Source organism: Thalassolituus sp. UBA2590, from assembly GCF_002339775.1.
Taxonomy (GTDB): domain Bacteria; phylum Pseudomonadota; class Gammaproteobacteria; order Pseudomonadales; family Oceanobacteraceae; genus Thalassolituus.
In genome coordinates this window covers 18727-36045 of record NZ_DDKU01000159.1, presented here as the reverse complement: position 1 = coordinate 36045, position 17319 = coordinate 18727, and the positions used below count along the sequence as shown (strand labels likewise).

20 protein-coding genes are annotated in these 17319 nt (G+C 52.7%); 9 read left to right on the top strand and 11 right to left on the bottom strand.

The window, feature by feature from the left end; genetic code table 11:
* Positions 1-298 precede the first annotated feature (298 nt).
* Positions 299-1354, top strand: a complete 1056-nt coding sequence (locus tag B2067_RS13655) for an AraC family transcriptional regulator (protein ID WP_301388803.1) — start codon at positions 299-301, stop codon at positions 1352-1354.
* On the opposite strand, the gene B2067_RS13650 is transcribed toward B2067_RS13655, so the two are convergent.
* The 7 genes from B2067_RS13650 to msrA form a co-directional block, all read right to left on the bottom strand.
* Complete coding sequence (locus B2067_RS13650) at positions 1355-1810, bottom strand: hypothetical protein (RefSeq protein ID WP_301388801.1); 456 nt, start codon at positions 1808-1810, stop codon at positions 1355-1357.
* 54 nt (positions 1811-1864) lie between these two features.
* Positions 1865-2407 (bottom strand): hypothetical protein, encoded by a 543-nt coding sequence (locus B2067_RS13645; RefSeq protein WP_301388800.1) that lies wholly within the window; start codon positions 2405-2407, stop codon positions 1865-1867.
* 17 nt (positions 2408-2424) lie between these two features.
* A complete protein-coding gene (locus B2067_RS13640) occupies positions 2425-3108 on the bottom strand; it encodes a class I SAM-dependent methyltransferase (protein ID WP_301388799.1) in 684 nt (227 codons plus the stop codon).
* Complete coding sequence (locus B2067_RS13635; protein WP_301388798.1) at positions 3095-4153, bottom strand: murein transglycosylase domain-containing protein; 1059 nt, start codon at positions 4151-4153, stop codon at positions 3095-3097. Before B2067_RS13635 ends, B2067_RS13640 begins: the two co-directional genes overlap by 14 nt.
* An 86-nt stretch (positions 4154-4239) precedes the next feature.
* Complete coding sequence (locus B2067_RS13630) at positions 4240-4848, bottom strand: Yip1 family protein (protein ID WP_068442231.1); 609 nt, start codon at positions 4846-4848, stop codon at positions 4240-4242.
* Between the two features lie 163 nt (positions 4849-5011).
* Positions 5012-5860 (bottom strand): TatD family hydrolase, encoded by an 849-nt coding sequence (locus B2067_RS13625; RefSeq protein ID WP_301388797.1) that lies wholly within the window; start codon positions 5858-5860, stop codon positions 5012-5014.
* A gap of 10 nt (positions 5861-5870) precedes the next feature.
* Positions 5871-6506: a peptide-methionine (S)-S-oxide reductase MsrA gene (msrA, locus tag B2067_RS13620; RefSeq protein WP_301388796.1), complete on the bottom strand. Its 636-nt coding sequence runs from the start codon at positions 6504-6506 to the stop codon at positions 5871-5873.
* A gap of 34 nt (positions 6507-6540) precedes the next feature.
* Between msrA and B2067_RS13615 the strand changes: the two genes are divergently transcribed.
* From B2067_RS13615 to B2067_RS13605, 3 genes are all read left to right on the top strand, one after another.
* A complete protein-coding gene (locus tag B2067_RS13615) occupies positions 6541-7302 on the top strand; it encodes an MBL fold metallo-hydrolase (RefSeq protein ID WP_297533201.1) in 762 nt (253 codons plus the stop codon).
* Positions 7295-7939, top strand: coding sequence for a class I SAM-dependent methyltransferase (locus tag B2067_RS13610; RefSeq protein ID WP_297533202.1), 645 nt, complete (start codon positions 7295-7297; stop codon positions 7937-7939). Before B2067_RS13615 ends, B2067_RS13610 begins: the two co-directional genes overlap by 8 nt.
* Before the next feature lie 97 nt (positions 7940-8036).
* Positions 8037-9965: a VacB/RNase II family 3'-5' exoribonuclease gene (locus B2067_RS13605; RefSeq protein WP_301388795.1), complete on the top strand. Its 1929-nt coding sequence runs from the start codon at positions 8037-8039 to the stop codon at positions 9963-9965.
* An 87-nt stretch (positions 9966-10052) separates the two neighbouring features.
* On the opposite strand, the gene B2067_RS13600 is transcribed toward B2067_RS13605, so the two are convergent.
* Entirely contained in the window at positions 10053-10517 is a 465-nt protein-coding gene (locus tag B2067_RS13600; RefSeq protein ID WP_068442244.1) for a hypothetical protein, read from the bottom strand.
* Positions 10518-10775: 258 nt separating this feature from the next.
* Between B2067_RS13600 and B2067_RS13595 the strand changes: the two genes are divergently transcribed.
* A complete protein-coding gene (locus B2067_RS13595; protein ID WP_068442247.1) occupies positions 10776-11012 on the top strand; it encodes a FeoA family protein in 237 nt (78 codons plus the stop codon).
* Positions 11009-13309, top strand: coding sequence for a Fe(2+) transporter permease subunit FeoB (gene feoB, locus B2067_RS13590; protein ID WP_301388794.1), 2301 nt, complete (start codon positions 11009-11011; stop codon positions 13307-13309). Before B2067_RS13595 ends, feoB begins: the two co-directional genes overlap by 4 nt.
* 64 nt (positions 13310-13373) lie before the next feature.
* Here feoB and B2067_RS13585 read toward each other — a convergent pair whose 3' ends face one another.
* Entirely contained in the window at positions 13374-13985 is a 612-nt protein-coding gene (locus B2067_RS13585; RefSeq protein ID WP_076513947.1) for a flavin reductase family protein, read from the bottom strand.
* Positions 13986-14117: 132 nt separating this feature from the next.
* Here B2067_RS13585 and B2067_RS13580 point away from each other — a divergent pair, with 132 nt between their 5' ends.
* From B2067_RS13580 to B2067_RS13570, 3 genes are all read left to right on the top strand, one after another.
* The gene (locus tag B2067_RS13580; protein ID WP_301388792.1) at positions 14118-15086 is read left to right on the top strand and encodes a bile acid:sodium symporter family protein; all 969 of its coding nucleotides are present in this window, start codon (positions 14118-14120) and stop codon (positions 15084-15086) included.
* A 262-nt stretch (positions 15087-15348) separates the two neighbouring features.
* The gene (locus tag B2067_RS13575) at positions 15349-15561 is read left to right on the top strand and encodes a cold-shock protein (RefSeq protein ID WP_068435608.1); all 213 of its coding nucleotides are present in this window, start codon (positions 15349-15351) and stop codon (positions 15559-15561) included.
* A 109-nt stretch (positions 15562-15670) separates the two neighbouring features.
* A complete protein-coding gene (locus B2067_RS13570) occupies positions 15671-16105 on the top strand; it encodes a DUF1289 domain-containing protein (RefSeq protein WP_301388790.1) in 435 nt (144 codons plus the stop codon).
* Here the strand turns inward: B2067_RS13570 and B2067_RS13565 are convergent.
* On the bottom strand, positions 16087-16866 hold the full coding sequence (locus B2067_RS13565) for a hydroxypyruvate isomerase family protein (RefSeq protein ID WP_301388788.1): 780 nt from the start codon (positions 16864-16866) through the stop codon (positions 16087-16089). The genes B2067_RS13570 and B2067_RS13565 overlap by 19 nt on opposite strands.
* Positions 16863-17319: NAD(P)-dependent oxidoreductase (locus tag B2067_RS13560; RefSeq protein WP_301388787.1), on the bottom strand; the 457-nt coding region annotated here is incomplete at its 5' end. The genes B2067_RS13565 and B2067_RS13560, both read right to left, overlap by 4 nt.

Genomic DNA, 17319 nt, shown 5'->3' with positions numbered 1-17319 from the left:
GCCGGATTTGAACCGACGACCTTCGGGTTATGAGCCCGACGAGCTACCAGGCTGCTCCACCCCGCGACAGAGGCTGCGCATATTACGCCCGGCGACATCATGTGTCAACACCGATGACACAAATGGTGCCAGAGACAGAAAAATTATGACAAATCGGTGATTTTTTGTTCAGCGGCTATTGGTGCAATCGCGGGTTGGTGATAACTTACACTTTCAAAGTCGGGTCAGATGCGCCACCTCAGGTAGGTTGTATCGGCACCGACAAAAATAAGAAAAATAAAAAGACATTCTGAACCCTATGAGCACTAGTCCAGCCAATACTATGACGACGGCGGCGTTACAGCCCCTGTTGCGCCTACTGGAGAGCAAAGGCATCTCCAGCAGAGAATTGCTGGGTTCCCTGGGTCTGGACGCACCATCAGTCACCAGTGCAACACAGCGTATTTCGATCAATCACTTTGATCAGTTACTTGAGCAGGCCTCGCGTCTCCTCGACGATCCAGCGATTGGACTGTCCGCGGGCCAACGCCTGGAAATGCCAAGCTTTTACCTGCTGGGGTTTCTGATCAGTAGTTGCCAGACCGGCAGAGAAGCCTTAGCGGTATTACGCCGTTATTACGCCCTTATCAGTGATAGCCGGGCGCCAGACTTCTTTATCGGCCAGGACTCCATCAAGATCGTGTTTTATGTCACCGAAGGTACTCCTTTTGGTAGCCAGACGCGCTCTGAATTTATCGCATCGGGCATCCATACGGCTGGCCAGGCGATCGGTGGAAACTACTACCAGATACAGGGCCTCGGGTTCCGACACCCGCCGCCCCAGCACAAAGATCGCCTACAGCGATTCTTTGATGTACCTGTGCAATATAATCAGGCGCAGAACTGGGTAAGCTTTTCCAGTAAGCACCTCGACAGCCCACTTGCGTACGCTAATCCACAGCTGTTCTCAATGCTGCGGAATGAAGCTGAGCAAGCACTGGCGAGATTCAGCAATCTTAAGACCTTCAGTCAGCGAGTCATGCACATTCTGTATCAGTGGCCGGAAACGGTTCCCATGACAAAAGATGCCGTGGCTGAGCTACTGAGTACCAGTAGCCGCACCCTGACCCGCCGCTTGCAGGAAGAGGACTGTCAGTTTTCGACCCTGGTTCGCGAGGTTCGCCTCGAAAAAGCAAAAGTGGCATTAAAGTCCGCACGCACGGATGTGCAGCAGTTGGCACTGGATCTCGGCTTTTCTGACCGTCGAGGTTTTGAACGAGCGTTCAAACAATGGACAGGTGTGACGCCTGCCGCTTATCGGCGCCAACAATTAGCGGGCACTGCTCAGGCGCTTGAAGAAGAGAGTACCGACTGATTACCAGTCGCCGACAGACAGCGCTGCACGAACGGCGCTGATCTTTTCTGCCTGCTCCAGATTGGCAAGATCCTCAAACAGTGCTCTGACTTCTGCCGATGACGCATCGGCAGCAAGCTGCTGATACGCCGAAATCAGATAATCATCCACTTTCAACGCCAGCTGAACCAGTTCAGTGATGCTGATATCCATGTGCAGCTCTTTAGCATCCATCACGATATCAGCGACGTCCGCCGCTTCAAACTGGTGCCATTCGGTGAGTATCGCTGCTTTGTTACCGTCGCGGTAACGTTCAAGTGCCGTTGCAAGGCGCTGCTCGTGATCGGCCAGCAACTTCAGCATCATATCCACTCGCTCGCGCTGGGTGTCGTCACGCAACTGCTCATACAAAGTAGATGCATGTCGATGCAGCCCTTCGCTGAACTCAAGAATGTCACCTACAGTCCGATAACTCATCAGCAGCCCCTTATCTGATCGAAATATCTCCGGTCAGTATCCACGCCCCGTCCTTCAGTGCGCGTGACCAAATTGTTGTTCAATCTTTTTAATATAGGGCTGAATCAGCGCTTTGTCGCCTGCGGGTACATTTTCAACCTCGCTGATCATCGACAGAGTACCTTCAAGCATGTTGCGCATCATGTTTTTCTGAGCTTCAGGCAGCGGGCTGGCATCGACCTGGCTCAGCTGCTTCTCAATGGCAGCACGGCTTGGAATCTTACCTTCCATAGTGGTTGCCAGATACGCCAGCGTAATCTCACCTGAGTCGTCTGCCCAGGCCTCTGACGAGTCATAGCCCTGCTTTTGTACGACAGACTCAAAATCCTCGGCGATACCGGCCTTCTCAAGTTCATTCAGGGCGTTATCGAACATATCCGACATTCCGCCTTTGCCGGGCTTCATAAGATCCTGTTTGTTGACCTTATCCTGATTTTCCTCAATCCAGTGCTGCACAGGTTCAAGGCTTGCCACCCAGCGCTCTACCTGACTTTTAGTAAGTTCAGCATACGCCGGCACGGTGAGTGTTAACGCCGCCAGAAGAGTAAAAAATCGCATTCTTTTTATCCTTAGTATCAATTAAGTGTTACCTGGTGATTCCGGCAATAAATGCCTATCTGAACCTCTTCATCGAAATCACCAATCATAGGTAACGTCGATGTTACTATTGAGTCCAGACACTGGAGGTCGACAAAATCCGGAGCTACTTTTTCCGACTCTGCCAACAACCATTCCGGGACAGATAAGGTCAGCGCACGAAGGTCGTCGCTGCTCGAGATATCGTACAGAACGTCCGCCGCCAGCACGACATCGACCTCAGGCCAGTCCTCTCCGTTTGAGACCACGTGCACATCAATTCCGTTCAATGCGGCATTCACCCGGGTCGCCATCAAGGCATTAGGGTCCAGATCGGCAACCCAGACTTCACTGGCTCCGGCCATGCCCGCGGCTATTCCGGCGATGCCGGAGCCGCAACCAAAGTCGAGAACGCGCTTCCCTTCAACAAGATGGTGATTGTTGGCGATGTAGCTGGCCAGTGCTCGCCCACCTGCCCATGCGAAGGCCCAGAAGGGCAAACGCTGCCAGAAACGGCCAATCGCCTGAGTATCAAGACTGAGATGATCATCAACCTCTAACAGCCACAGCGCCAGCAGTTCGTTATCCAGCCAACGCCGGGACAAACGTGCGCCCGGCAAGGCCAGAGACGCAGTCAGCTGTTCCAGCTCACGCGCAAAAGGGGTGTTTTCAGAGGGAGGCATATTTGCGTTTTCTCTCAGTGACTTTTTTCAGGTAGTTGCGGGTTTCTGCCTTTGGATGGCGTCTGACAATATGCTGATAAACCTTCGCTGCAGATAGGCGATTAATACGCCGCATCGCTTCTTTGCGGTCCCGGTGAAAACTTTTCAGCAGCTGCCCGGCACCGCCGTTATAAGCTGCGATCATACAGTACTCGCGCGCTACCGGATCCTCAATACCACGCAGATAGTTATCCCGCAGAATGGAGAGATAGGCCGTACCGAAATCAATATTGTTGTTGGTATCCATCAGAAAGGAGCGCCCCGGCACCGTGTCGCGACGATAGATTTTCTGCATAACATCCCGGCCGGCGGTACGGGGCATAACCTGCATCAAACCAAACGCGCCAGCATGTGAAACCGCGAATGGGTTAAAACTGCTTTCTGTTTCGATCACTGCGTAGATCAGTGCGGGAGAGATCTGGTATCTCTGCGCAGCGAATCGAACCTGCTCGGCAACACCGCGTGCTGCGACCACCTCATGCTGGCGCACCATGGAGATCTGAACCCGATAACCGCGCCCTGTCTTATTCACTTTCTGGCGAATCAGATAATCGGCAAACCGTTGTGCCCGCCATTGTGTACCGACTTCTTTGCCTTCCTGATCTAAGACCTGACCTAAAAGAAAAGGAGTGCCAGTGAGACCAAAATCAGCTGCGGTATAGAGGTCTACAAGCCGAGGGTCGGCAGGGGTAAGAAGGATACTCACAATTGCCTGGCGCAACTGCTGCAGCGGTTCGTCCCCGCCCCGGGTTTCTACACGTACCTGACCACCGGCAAAATCGACCTCGACCTGAGTGTGGTAGTCATCCAGATAACGGACGAGCGTGTGTGTGCCCGACTGGCGTGCATCCTCACCCCAGATTTCAGCCTGATCCGGTGACAAAAAATCCAGCAGAACCGTCTGCAGGTCCGCTGGCATTTCATCAAAATCAGAAGGAAGCTCATTGGCCAGAACAGGCGCTGCAACCACCAGCACACTGCAAAAAATACAGGCGAAAAAACGCACGTCACACTGCCACTAATCAAAACATCAGCAAGCAGTGTAACCGCTTTCAGACGAAAGCGATAAACGGATAATTCAGCGGCAGGAACTCAGCTCAAAATATACTGAGGGCTCATTCCCAGCCCCCAGAGGATGACAGTGATCGCCATACCTCCAACCAACATACACATGCCTGCTGTCATAACCATGAAAGAGAACATAGCGCCCTTACTTTCGGGGATGTCCATGAACACAGGAACGCCGGTAAACAGCAGATGGAGGCTATACATTGCGGCAATACCGACAACGATGGCGTCGAACCAGAACACAGGAAAGAATCCAGCCGCACCGGCAAGAAACATCGGCGTTGCGGTATAGACCGTCAGTAGCAGGCATCGCTCGTAGCTGGTGGTTGTGCCGAAGGCATGCTCAAGAGAGTGGATAATAAATGACATGAGTGCCAGCCCCAGCAAGAGGCTGATATAGAATGCCACTGCAATCGCTGCAGCACTGCCGATACTGAGGAATACCAGATCCTGCCCTGCAAAGCTCCAGCCCATCTGGGTTGTTCCTGTGAACAGAGCAAAAGGCGGGATCATCGCCAGCAGTAGCGCGTGTTTAACGTAGACCTGAGTAATGGTTTCTTCGGGTTCACGGCTGATTTCGCGCCACTCGCGGCGCGCATCGTACAACAGACCGAACATGTGATTGGAGAACATAACAACCCTCCCTGACGGGTTCGCGGCGTTGGTTAAGGCCTCTTTACTGAAGTCTGGTCCGGGGACTAATCCGGGCGTATTTCAGAGACCGGGCGAACCAAGCTACGCCTCTGAAACATGCCCAGCAAGGGATCTTTTCAGCCCCTTTCATTCGGTCGGATTGTCAGTCCTTAAGACTATTAAAAGCTGAGTTTTCAGACGAATTTACCGCAAGCAAAGGAAAAATCCGGTACAAATTCTGCTTCTGAATCTGGGCAATTTCAGACAAGGAGTCCATGTTGCGCAACCTCGCTAAGATGGCACCGTAAAGCGGAATCATCGCCGGAACATTGACCCGACCACCCAGGAATGCGGGAAGCATATCTGGCGAATCGGTCTCGAGTAGCAGAGCCTCAGAGGGCAAGGCCGTAAGCGTGCGTCTCAGGCGCTGCGCACGAGGGTGTGTCATGGCCCCTCCCACTCCGAGAGCGAAGCCCAGCTCATGCCAGCGGCGCCCTTGCTGCTCACTACCAGAAAACGCATGCACCAGGCCGCCATACGAGAAGCTCCGGCGACGCAGAAATGACCAGAGCTCGTCGTGCATTCCCCGGACATGCAATACCAGTGGCAACCGCAAGTGTTCCGCCAGCTCGACTTGCGGCTGCAGCCATTGCCACTGAGTTTCCATAGCTACCTGACCTGACTTGGCCAGATGAACATCCAGCCCTGCCTCACCAACGGCTGCTGACTTCAATTGCTTAAGCGCCTGCTCAAGAAAGGTGAGATCAGAGGAGTGGTGTTCATGACACCAGTATGGGTGCAGACCTGCGAGACAATGCTGATTCCAGCCTTGCGACGGTCTTTTCATCAAAGCTTCTGTCAGAGCGCGACTGACACCGGGAATCATGACACCCGCAACGCCTGCAGCACTCGCCTGCGCCCAGTCGCCTTCCCGACGGCCTTCATACACCTCGAAGTCGAAATGGCAGTGAGCATCAAACCATTGCAGTGAAGCTTCTCCGGCTGATTTCATGCGCTGATATTCACGCCTCTGGAAAACCGACAGAACAGCCCGCTAAGCCGCAATAGCCGTTCGGATTCTTCGCCAGATACTGCTGATGATACGTTTCTGCGAGAAAATAGCGTACGTTCGAGCGCAGCTCAGTGGTGATCTCAGGGTAGCTCGCGGCGCTCAGTAATTGCTGGTACTTATCACGGCTTGCCTTCGCAATTTCAAGATCATCATCACTGTCCGTGTAAAGTGCTGAGCGGTACTGCGTACCCACGTCATTACCCTGTCTCATGCCTTGAGTAGGATCGTGATTTTCCCAGAAGACTTTAAGAATGGCTTCCAGGGGTATTACCGCAGGATCAAACCAAATTCTTACCAGCTCGGCATGCCCTGTATGGCCAGAGCACACTTCATCATACGTCGGGTTGCGGGTATGACCTCCGCCATAACCAACAGAGGTGACTTCCACCCCCGGCAACTGCCAGAAAAGTCGCTCAGCACCCCAGTAACAGCCCATTCCGACGATAATTTCTTTCAGGCCCGGTGGACAAGGCCCGGTAATATTACGACCATTAACAAAATGTTCAGGCTCGACCGGTATAGCTTCCTTCCGCCCCGGCAAAGCCTCCAGTGCTGTTGGTATCTGCATTAACTTCGGACGCCACATCAGCGATAACCTCCTGAAAAACTGGCTGAGTATCATGACCCGGAACTCCGTATCATATTCACTATTCTTCACCGGTACAGGCAGCGGTGGCAACCTGTCGGTGGGCTCATCGGCTGCCGTACTGGAAAAAAACGGCAGCCCACTGCTGTTAATTGACTGCGGCCCCGGCACTCTGAACACCTATGCCGAACACTATAACGGGCAGTTACCATCAGCAGTATTTCTGACGCATTGCCACCTCGACCATATTGCTGACCTTGAAATTCTCACGGTACGGGCGCGCCTCAGGAATGCGCCCCCCATTCCACTGTTTGTTCCCGTATCACTGATTACTCTGCTGCATCAGCGACTGGCCACTTACCCGGGGCAGATGGCCGAAGGAGACCACGACTTCTGGCAGTCATTTCAATTACGTCCGGTCTCTGATGCTTTCCGCTATGGCGAGGAAGACTTCCGTATTTATCCGACACGCCATCACGGCCCCGGTTCCAGCTTTGCACTGCAGTTGCCCGGCGTCTTTTTCTACAGCGGAGATACCCGCCCTGTGCCTGAACTACTTCATCACGTGGTCAGCACCGAAGAAAAGCTGTTCCACGACTGCGGTGTTGACCCCAACCCCTCTCATACCGGGCTCGCTGATCTCGCCCGGGAATACCGCCCGGATATCTGTCAACGCCTGACGCTATACCATTACGCTGATGAATCTGCAGGGGCCGAATTGAGCAAAGCCGGGTATCAGATAGCCTGCCCCGGGCAAACGATCAACCTTCGCCCGGAGCGAGCTGGCCATGAGTGATCAGCTCAACAAACTCATTCAGAAAATGCATTCGGAGGCACAGGTCACTACCCAACAGTTGCCCCAATGCCCGGAGATATCTCTGTGGTTAGTTGAACCCGAATCCATGAGACGAGCCTTTACTCAGGAAGAAATTTTACAGATTCAGGCTTACCCAGCCTATTGGGCTTTCTGCTGGGCCAGTGGTCAGGTTCTCGCCCGGGCCATTCTCGATAACCCAGAATGGGTGCGCAATAAAACCGTCATCGATTTTGGCGCAGGTTCCGGCGTGGTTGCCATTGCCTGCGCCATGGTCGGTGCTGAACGGGTTATCGCCTGCGACATTGACCCGGATGCCCTGGAATCCTGCGCGATCAACGCAAAACTCAATCAGGTGACAATTGAACTGCATGACGATATTTTCACGCTGGAGGAAGATGCTGACCTGCTGATCGCTGCCGATGTACTTTATGATCGCGCAAATCTGGCATTTCTTGATGTCTTCAGAGAAAAGGCACCCTCCGTGCTAGTTGCCGATTCCCGGATCAGAAACTTCGACTTTCCACCCTACCGATCTGTTTCGGCCTTCGACTCTTTTACCGTTCCTGATCTGGATGAATTAGACGAATTCCGCCGCGTCACACTCTATCGTGCATAAGTGAAACTCTGAGATCCGGATCAGAAGGCGACGAGTACTCGAAGCCCGGACACAATTCCAGTAAACTTGCCGCTTTTTGAGACCAGAGTCCCTCCGGATGCTTGATAAGAACGCACTTACGCAGCTGAAACAACTGAAGCAGGAAATCCACGATAACACCCCTCGCTATAAAGGCCTGGTGCGTGGAAGCCACGGTCGGTTCGGCTTTGTCGGCACCGATGAAGGGAAGAGCTATTTCCTTTCCCCCGACGAAATGGAAAAAGTCTTACCGGGCGATACCATCGACTTCCGGGTCGAACCGGCTGGCGATGATAAAGAGCAGGCGATCATTGAAAAGCTGCTCGAGTCCGAACTGAAGACCTTTTGTGGCCGCTATATTGTCCGCGGCAAAGGTCACTTTATTGACCCGGACCACGACAAACTGAACCGCTGGATCTTCGTTCCCCCACAGGATCGCCTGAACGCTGAAGACGGTGACTTCGTTTCAGCGACACTGACCCGCCATCCCTTCCCTAAGGGAAAAGCCCAGGCACGCATAGATAGGATCATAGGGAAAGAGACAACGCCTAATATCGAACGTCTCTTTATGCAGGCTCGCTTTGGTCTCGATAACGAATTCAGTGAAGAAGTAGTGAAGGCCGTCAATGAGATTGATGCCAGCCAGATTGAAACTCAGGCCGCTGAACGCACCGATCTTACTCATCTGCCTTTCGTCACGATCGATTCTGCAGGCACTCGCGATATCGATGATGCTCTGTTTGCAGAAGCTCACAGCGATGGCTGGACATTATGGGTGGCTATTGCCGATCCTGATGCATTGATTCAGGCAGGTTCGGCTCTGGAAGACGCAGCAGCGAAACGTGCGACATCAGCATATTTTGCTGACAGCGTCGTACCTATGCTGCCAACTGAGCTGTCTGAAAACTTCAGCTCACTGCAGGCCGGAGAAAAACGTCTGGCGATGGTTGCAGAGCTTCGCCTCGATGCTGACGCGGGTGTAAAAGAAACCAAGCTGCATAGCGCGATCATCGAGAGCAAGGCCAAACTTACCTACTCTCAGGTTGCTCAACTGATCGACAGCGGCTGTGATGACATTCCAGCCGAACTGCACGGTCCCGTACTGCACCTCGCAGATTGCGCCCGCGCACTGAACCAGTGGCGCCAGGCTAATTGTCTGGTGATGGAAGACCGCCCTGACTACAAGCTTGTGCTCAACGAGCAAGGTAAAGTCGATGAGATTGTACGCATCGAGCGCAATGCTGCGCACAAGCTGGTCGAAGAGTGCATGCTGGTCTGTAACCGTAGCGTTGCCGAGTGGCTCCGTAGCCAGAACGCCGGTATGTTTATTCAGCAGAGCGGTATCCGTACCGAGCGCCTCGGCGAAGCCGCTGCTTTGTTAAAAGAACAACTGGGCCTCGAGCAAAAGCCAGACCTCACAACACTCGAAAGCTACGTTAAGTTACTGCAGCAAGCCACCACAGCAGAAACTGACCTGCCTCTGCGTACAATTCTGAGTCGCCAGATGGACCGCAGCGTATTTGGCCGCGAAGGCTCCCCTCACATGGGGCTCGGCTTCAGCTGCTACACCACCTTCACTTCACCGCTGCGCAAGTACAATGACCTGCTGATTCACCGCACTGTCCGTGCACTTCTGAATAACGAAACGCCGCCTGCGTTTACTGACGAACAGCTCAGTAACATCCAGGACCGTCAGAATCGCGCACGTATGGCCTCTAACCTGTCGGAGCAGTGGCTGAAACTTGAATGGTTGAACCGTCAGGAAGAAGGCACACTCTACGATGCGACCATTGTTCATATGAACAGCAGCTCGATTACAGTACGCCTGAATAGCTCTGGCATCGACGGTGTCATCGACCGCCGCAAAACCAAAGGTGGCTGGAAATTCGACAGCAAAACCATTGTTCACAGCAACGACAAAGCGCGCTTTGTTCTTGGCCAGGCAATGAAAGTCGAAGTGCAGGAAATTGATATGAGCAAACGTGCACTGCGTTTACGGATAGCATAAGGCGATAAATACAGCGCCTCTCAATAAAGCGCCAATAAAACAAGGGCACCTTGAATAAGGTGCCCTTTTTTTATTTAACGACGGTGCTCAGTCAATTTTCCAGGTGCGGACAATCTGAATACCGTGCTCGTCAATCCACTGATCAAGCTGACGAGGGTTACGCTTAATCTTTTCGACTTTTTCCTGAGTCGCTGGATTGCGATATGTACCTACAGCCAGTTTAGGCTTAGGCAGTGAAGACGCTTTCTTGTCGCCTTTCTTCGCTTCGCGATTCAGCGTCTTCTCGAAGTGACGCTTCAGGTTGTTATAAATAGACGATGGCGATTCGCTTTTTGCCATACCCACCAACCAGGCTTCAATCTGCTCAGAGCGGGAAACATACAGCTCGTCTTCAGTCAGAGCGTTCTGGTTGCACAAACGCTTGATCGCTACATCAAACTCTTTCAGTCCTTCGATCTTTTTTTCCTGATCTTTCTTCAACTGCTCCAGTTCAGCAATCTGCTGTTGGTGCTGACGAATTTTTTTATCAATGTCCTGATCAAATACAGACACGCGGTAACCTCTGATTAAAAGATATTATAGGGGTGCTCTATCGTTTGCAGACATATTGGATATATATGCCCGCTGATATATAGGGTGCGCCATATTACCGAATAAATGGTTTAAGGCAAATATATTAAAATATTCGCGAAGTAGTATTTCTATATTCCGCTCTGTAAAGTCTTGTCTGCTTTGAGGACATCAGGCTCCGGCTTGCTTACACTAATGATAAGAATTATCATTAAGCACCACTTCCCGAGATCAGAATTCATGACCCGTACCACACTGGATCAGGCAAGCGTCGGCGCCAAAGCCACGATCACAGGTTTCTCGGCCGTTGAAACCAACTTTCGGCGAAAACTCCTCGCGCTGGGTGTCATGCCCGGCGCTGAAGTTCAGGTTATGCGCCTGGCGCCACTCGGCGATCCTATTCAGATTCAGTTACGTGGTGCATCTGTCAGCCTGCGAAAACAAGAAGCAGCCATCATTGAGGTAGATCTACTTTGACTCAACGCGCGACCATCGGTGTCATCGGTAACCCGAACTGCGGTAAGACCACTCTTTTTAACGCGCTGACAGGCTCACGTCAGAAAGTGGGTAACTGGCCCGGCGTAACCGTCGACCGAAAAGAAGGTGTACTCACCCTTCGCAACGGCCAGCATACGCTTGTCGACCTGCCCGGCACTTACGCTCTCGACAGTCATGATGAAGAGCTTTCGACGGACGAAAAAATCGCCCGGGAATTTGCTCTGAGCGGCGAAGCTGACCTGATTATCAATATTCTTGATGCCACTAACCTGCACCGCAATCTGTTTCTGACGTCACAATTGCTCGACATGGGCGTGCCTGTGGTTTGCGCAGTCAACATGATCGACGTTGCCGAGCGCGAAGGTATTCACGTCGACTGTCAGGTCCTGTCGCAACGCTTAGGTGTCCCTGTTGTGCCAATCGTTGCCTCAGACAATGTCGGGGTTCCGGAGCTCTGCCGCACCATCGCCCATAAGCTTGAACATCCGACGGTCGCAACTCCGATGGTACGACCGGATAAAGATCTGGATGTCGCCATTGATGAACTTCAGGCGCAATTGCAAGGGCACGTGACGAACCCATTCTGGACTGCTCTTCGAGCGCTTGAGTGTGATGTCTATTCATTACAGCCTCTCGACAGCGAGATCCGCCAAAAAACGGCACAGCTGGCTTCCGAACTCAGAGCTAAGCTCGAAGAAGCTCACGCACAGCCTATCGACGTGCTGATTGCCAACTGCCGTTACAGAAGCATTGAAGTACTTCTCAGAGATGCCCTCACGATCCGTAGCCAGGGTAGATCAATCACTGAAAAAATTGATGCCTGGGTTCTCAACCGCTGGCTTGGCATCCCCTTCTTCTTCTTCATGATGTATCTGATGTTCCTGTTAGCTATTAATGTGGGCGGAGCTTTTATCGACTTTTTTGATATCGCCTTTGCGACTGTGTTCGTTGATGGTACTCACGAAATCATGGACAGCATCGGCGCGCCGCAGTGGTTATCGACCCTGATCGCCGACGGCCTCGGCGGTGGTGTCCAGCTAGTAGCTACCTTTATCCCCGTGATTGCCGGGCTCTATCTCTTCCTTTCTGTCATCGAAGACTCCGGTTACATGGCGCGCGCCGCTTTTGTTATGGACCGGCTGATGCGCAGCGTAGGCCTGCCCGGAAAATCCTTTGTCCCTCTGATCGTGGGTTTCGGCTGCAACGTACCGGCGGTGATGGCTGCGCGCACTATGGATACCGAGAAAGACCGCCTGCTGACGATTGCGATGGCACCCTTTATGTCATGTGGTGCCCGCCTGAGTGTTTACGCTCTCTTCGCTGCGGCCTTCTTCAGCGAAAATGGAGCCTTGATGGTCTTCGGCCTCTACATTCTGGGGATTGTGATGGCAATGCTGACCGGCGTTGCACTGAAAAATACCCTCTTTAAACCCGAGCTGACGCCGTTTGTTATGGAACTCCCGGCGTACCATATTCCAACGGTGAAAGGCGTTCTGCTGAAAACCTGGGAGCGTCTGCGCTCATTTACTCTGCGCGCGGGTAAAACGATCGTCACTGTGGTTGTCATCCTCAGCTTCCTGAATTCTTTCGGTACTGACGGTAGCTTCGGTAATGAAGACAGTGACAAATCAATACTGTCCAGCATCGCCCGCACAGTCACACCAGCCTTTACCCCGCTCGGTGTACAGGAAGATAACTGGCCTGCAACCGTCGGTATTATCACAGGCATTTTCGCCAAAGAAGCCGTCGTCGGTACACTGGATGCGCTTTATTCGCCTGCTGAAGCAGAGGCTACAGAATACGACCTTTGGGGCGGTCTGGCGGAAGCGACAATGACCATTCCTGATAATCTTGCCGGCCTTGCTGACGCGCTGCTCGACCCTCTGGGCCTTTCTCTTATCGGCGCAGATCAGGGTGAAGAGCAAGGCGTTCAGGATGCGACCTTCAATACCATGGAAGTGCTGTTTGTTAGCCAGTGGGCCGCCTTTTCATATCTGGTGTTCGTACTACTGTATACGCCATGCGTAGCCACCCTCGGGGCGATGGCACGTGAATCAGGCATGCGTTGGATGCTGTTTGTGACTGGCTGGAGCACCGGCCTGGCATATACAACGGCCGTCATCGTTTACCAACTGGGACAGCTTGGCAGTACGCCAGCAACTGCGGTAAGCTGGATTGCCGGATGCGTAGCTTTCATTGCCCTCTGCTTGTGGCGGATGCGAGCCTACGGTAAGGCACGGGATGCTCGGATGATCCCGCTTACTCAGGTCGATTAAACAAAAACGCCGGATTATTAATCCGGCGTTTTTGTTTGTATCCACAAATTTTCTGACTACAGCTTCACTCCGGGCGCGGTCGAACCATTCGCTCACCAAGGGCAGCGTAATCAGCCCCGCCCAACCGCGCCAGAGGATTCAGCAACTCAGAATCCAGTTTGAGACGCCCATCGACGTCGGCAGCCACACCTTCATCAATAAACATTCTCTCAATCTCAAGAAAGACGACATGCTGAGGCCCGGCGCCAAGATCAACTTGCTGCTGGTAGCGACAGAGAAAAGCAACAGGAGCCGCGGCCACCCGTGGAAGCGGCCAGTTTTCCTGCGGCTCGACAGGGATATCAAAACTGCTGGTTTCGCTGACACCGGCAGCCAGTGTCGCTGAACTCATATTTAACGAATCCACCTGGCTGGCATCGGCGATATTGACGACGCACCAACCCGAGCGTTTGAGATTACGGTAACTGTCTTTCTCAGTCCCTGCGGACTTCTGACCAATGGAGACGACAAGAGTCGGTGGCGCCGAGCATACAGGCGCGAAAAAAGAATACGGAGCGAGATTCAGACCGCCGTCTTCCTCGGCAGTCAATATCCAGGCAATCGGACGTGGGATCACTGACTGCACCAGTAAATGGTAACGCTCTACCGGGGTTTTATCGCTGAACTGAATATCCAAAATAGCTCCTTAGGAACACCGAAAGTTTAACTGAATTCTCTGCCACCGCGTTCAGGTTAACTGCTGCATAGCGCTCTTGCACCTGTACTCAATTACCGATATAACCGCCCACCTGATACCGGAGACCCTTCTATGCTTACTGCCGAACGCACCTTCCCATTTCTGGCTGTTATCGTAAGTCTTCTGGCCTGGCAGAGCCCTGAGCCTCTGCTCGGACTGACAGGCGCCATTGTACCGCTTCTGACCATCATTATGTTTTCTATGGGGCTGACGTTGCGCTTCAGCGACTTCAGACGTATCTGGCAAAAGCCTCAGCCTGTCGCCCTCGGGATCATTCTACAGTTTGGACTAATGCCTCTCATCGCCTGGGGACTCGCACTTCTCTTTGCATTGCCCGCGGAAGTCGCTGTTGGGCTTATCATCGTTGGCGCATGCGCCGGTGGCACAGCATCCAATGTTATGACGTTTCTCGCCAAGGGCGATGTCGCACTTTCTGTCACCATGACCACGGCATCCACCCTATGGGGCGTATTCCTGACCCCGTTTCTGATTGCATTTTACGGGCGTGGCTATACAGAAGAGCTTACTCACAGCGGTATCATTGATATCGACACCGTCGGCATGTTGCTGATGATCGCTAAGATCGTTGTTCTCCCCGTGGGCGCCGGTGTTCTGGTTAATCGCTGGCTACCTGCCATTCAGAAAAGCGTCAGCCAATATCTGCCGGCACTCGCGACCGGAGCCATTCTGTTGATCATTGCAGTGATCGTTGCCAGCAATGCTGATGAACTGGCGGTAATAAGTCACTCGCTGATTCTGGCCGTTGTTCTTCACAACCTGATTGGTTTACTCGCGGGTTATGGCATCGCGCGCTGGAACGGTAACACCGAAGTCGAAGCGCGGACCATTGCACTGGAAGTAGGGATGCAAAACTCAGGGCTCGGCGTCGCATTGGCCAACAGCTTCTTCAGCCCTCTGACTGCCCTACCCGGCGCTCTGTTCAGCGTCTGGCAGAATATCGCTGGTGCTGTTCTGGCAGCCTTCTGGAAATGGCGGACTGAACGTCAGATCCAACGCGCTTTGAGCAAAGACGACAATTAATACAAAAGTTATACAAAGAGGCCTCTTTACCACGGGATATTTCCTCAGTAACCGCTTGGTATGCACGGAATCTTGGGATACTATGACCGCGTCTCTCGTTTTTGGGAGGCCGATTGACGAGTGCAGCATATGAATTTATGAAGCATCTTGGTCGATAAGGGCATTATAGAAAGACCTTCCGGAAGCCCCGGCCAGTGATTGACTAATGCCGTAACATAGCAAGTCCGCTGATGTAATCAGCACAATATCTCAGGAAAAAAGTATGGCAAATTTAGTTCAAGGCACAGTCAAATGGTTCAATGACGAGAAAGGCTTCGGCTTTATCGCTCAGGATTCCGGAAAAGACGTTTTCGTTCACTACAGTGCAATCAACGGCAATGGCCGTCGTTCACTGGAAGAAGGCCAGGCCGTAACCATGGAAGTGGTTCAGGGTCAGAAAGGTCCTCAGGCAGAAAACGTAACTCCTGCCGAATAATTGCTGTGGCCCGGTCTGATTCCGGGCCCGCATTTTCCTCCCCAGAGCTTCCCGCTCGACACCAGCCCAAATGCTGGTACTCTGTGACAAAACAAAGACAAGTCTGTTTATGTTAGATCAGGGTGAACTCTTCACAATTCCTAACCCGTGTCGGGGTGTCTGCACTGCCAATAACAAGGGTTATTGCAAAGGCTGCCTGCGTTCCCGCAAAGAACGTTTCCACTGGAATGAATTCACTCCGTTTCAACAGCAACTTATTATTAATCTTTGTGAGAAACGTCGCCTGAAAATATTGGCGGGCCCCGGCGAAGAAGTTACCGAAGAAGAAACAGATATTTCCCAGCTCGACCTGTTTCTGGCAGATACTCTGTCTGAGAAGATCGCGCAGGAGAATGCCCAGAAAGTACAGAAAGCCGCTGAAGTTATCGCCAACGAAATCGAAGACCAGACGGCAGAATCGAAGGCGCCATTGGCAGAACCACCTCCACAGCCTGACCCGGTTCCCCCACGCGCCAGCAAAGACGATCAGTTCGACCTGTTCTGATACTTTTTCATCCAGCCAAGTCCTGCGGAAGTAGCACCTTCCGGTCTGTATTCAGCACCATACCAGCCCTGATAACCAGATTGCTCCGCTGCGGCAAACAGCCGCTCAAAGTTCAGTTCACCAGACCCTGGCTCGTGCCGGCCTGGTACATTCGCAAACTGGATATGACCCAACTGAGCGCCATAGGTCGTCAGCAGAGATTCCACCGGCTCCCCCATTCTCGCCATGTGGTAGATATCAAACTGCATTCTGATATCCGCGTCACTACTTTCGGTAAAGCGTCTCATGTCATCAAAAGAAGAGATAAGAAAGTCCGGCATATCAAAAGTATTGATCGCCTCAAGAGTCACCTGAACTCCCAATGGCGCCAGCTGTGTTACCGCCTTTTGGACGTTGATGCGCAATACCTCTAAAGCAGTCACCCTGTCCTCGTCTGCTGCCCGCCCCGCCAGCACATTAACGCAACGAGGGCGCAACACCCGCACATATTCAAGACACTCGGCCAATGCCGCTTCGAAATCAGCTTCACGACCAGCAACACAAGCCAGGCCTTTTCCGCCTGACATAAGGTCACCGGCGGGAATATTAATCAGTACGCACTCAAGGCCTGTGTCATCGAGCGCTATGCGGAGTTCATCCGCTGGCGTGTCGTAAGGAAACTGGATTTCTACCGCCGTAAAGCCATCCTCAGCCGCAGCGGAAAAGCGCTCCAGCATAGGTAGCTCTGTGTAGAGCAGTGAAAGGTTCGCCGTCAGCTTCATGCCTCTTCGTCCTTGCTGCTGTACATTTCGATCAGGGTACAAGGGTCGCGTTCGGCACTGCCCTGGGTGGCATGCAGTCGCATCAGTTCTGCTGCCTGACCTGCCATTGGTACGGCACTGGCGGAATCTTTCGCTAACGCGTTTGCCATATCCAGGTCTTTCAGCAGAGTTTTTACATGCCATTTCACTGGATCAAAATCACGCTCTGCCATCCGTGGGCCGGTCAACTGAAGAGGGATAGAGTCAGCGAAGCCGCCCTTCAATGCTTCGGGTATCTGCTTCGCATCAACGCCGGATTTTTCAGCCAGTGCCATAACTTCGGCCATAACCAGCACATTACAGCTGACGATCATCTGGTTGCAGATTTTAGTGACTTGCCCGGACCCCGTTGGTCCCATGTGCGTGACGCGCTGTGACAAAGGCTCGAGTATAGGACGCATACTATCGATCAAC

Coding starts and splice junctions, on each gene's coding strand:
- B2067_RS13655 (WP_301388803.1), top strand. CDS start 299: ATGAGCACTAGTCCAGCCAATACTATGACGACGGCGGCGTTACAGCCC.
- B2067_RS13650 (WP_301388801.1), bottom strand. CDS start 1,810: ATGAGTTATCGGACTGTAGGTGACATTCTTGAGTTCAGCGAAGGGCTG.
- B2067_RS13645 (WP_301388800.1), bottom strand. CDS start 2,407: ATGCGATTTTTTACTCTTCTGGCGGCGTTAACACTCACCGTGCCGGCG.
- B2067_RS13640 (WP_301388799.1), bottom strand. CDS start 3,108: ATGCCTCCCTCTGAAAACACCCCTTTTGCGCGTGAGCTGGAACAGCTG.
- B2067_RS13630 (WP_068442231.1), bottom strand. CDS start 4,848: ATGTTCTCCAATCACATGTTCGGTCTGTTGTACGATGCGCGCCGCGAG.
- B2067_RS13625 (WP_301388797.1), bottom strand. CDS start 5,860: ATGAAATCAGCCGGAGAAGCTTCACTGCAATGGTTTGATGCTCACTGC.
- msrA (WP_301388796.1), bottom strand. CDS start 6,506: ATGTGGCGTCCGAAGTTAATGCAGATACCAACAGCACTGGAGGCTTTG.
- B2067_RS13615 (WP_297533201.1), top strand. CDS start 6,541: ATGACCCGGAACTCCGTATCATATTCACTATTCTTCACCGGTACAGGC.
- B2067_RS13610 (WP_297533202.1), top strand. CDS start 7,295: ATGAGTGATCAGCTCAACAAACTCATTCAGAAAATGCATTCGGAGGCA.
- B2067_RS13605 (WP_301388795.1), top strand. CDS start 8,037: ATGCTTGATAAGAACGCACTTACGCAGCTGAAACAACTGAAGCAGGAA.
- B2067_RS13595 (WP_068442247.1), top strand. CDS start 10,776: ATGACCCGTACCACACTGGATCAGGCAAGCGTCGGCGCCAAAGCCACG.
- B2067_RS13580 (WP_301388792.1), top strand. CDS start 14,118: ATGCTTACTGCCGAACGCACCTTCCCATTTCTGGCTGTTATCGTAAGT.
- B2067_RS13575 (WP_068435608.1), top strand. CDS start 15,349: ATGGCAAATTTAGTTCAAGGCACAGTCAAATGGTTCAATGACGAGAAA.
- B2067_RS13570 (WP_301388790.1), top strand. CDS start 15,671: ATGTTAGATCAGGGTGAACTCTTCACAATTCCTAACCCGTGTCGGGGT.
- B2067_RS13565 (WP_301388788.1), bottom strand. CDS start 16,866: ATGAAGCTGACGGCGAACCTTTCACTGCTCTACACAGAGCTACCTATG.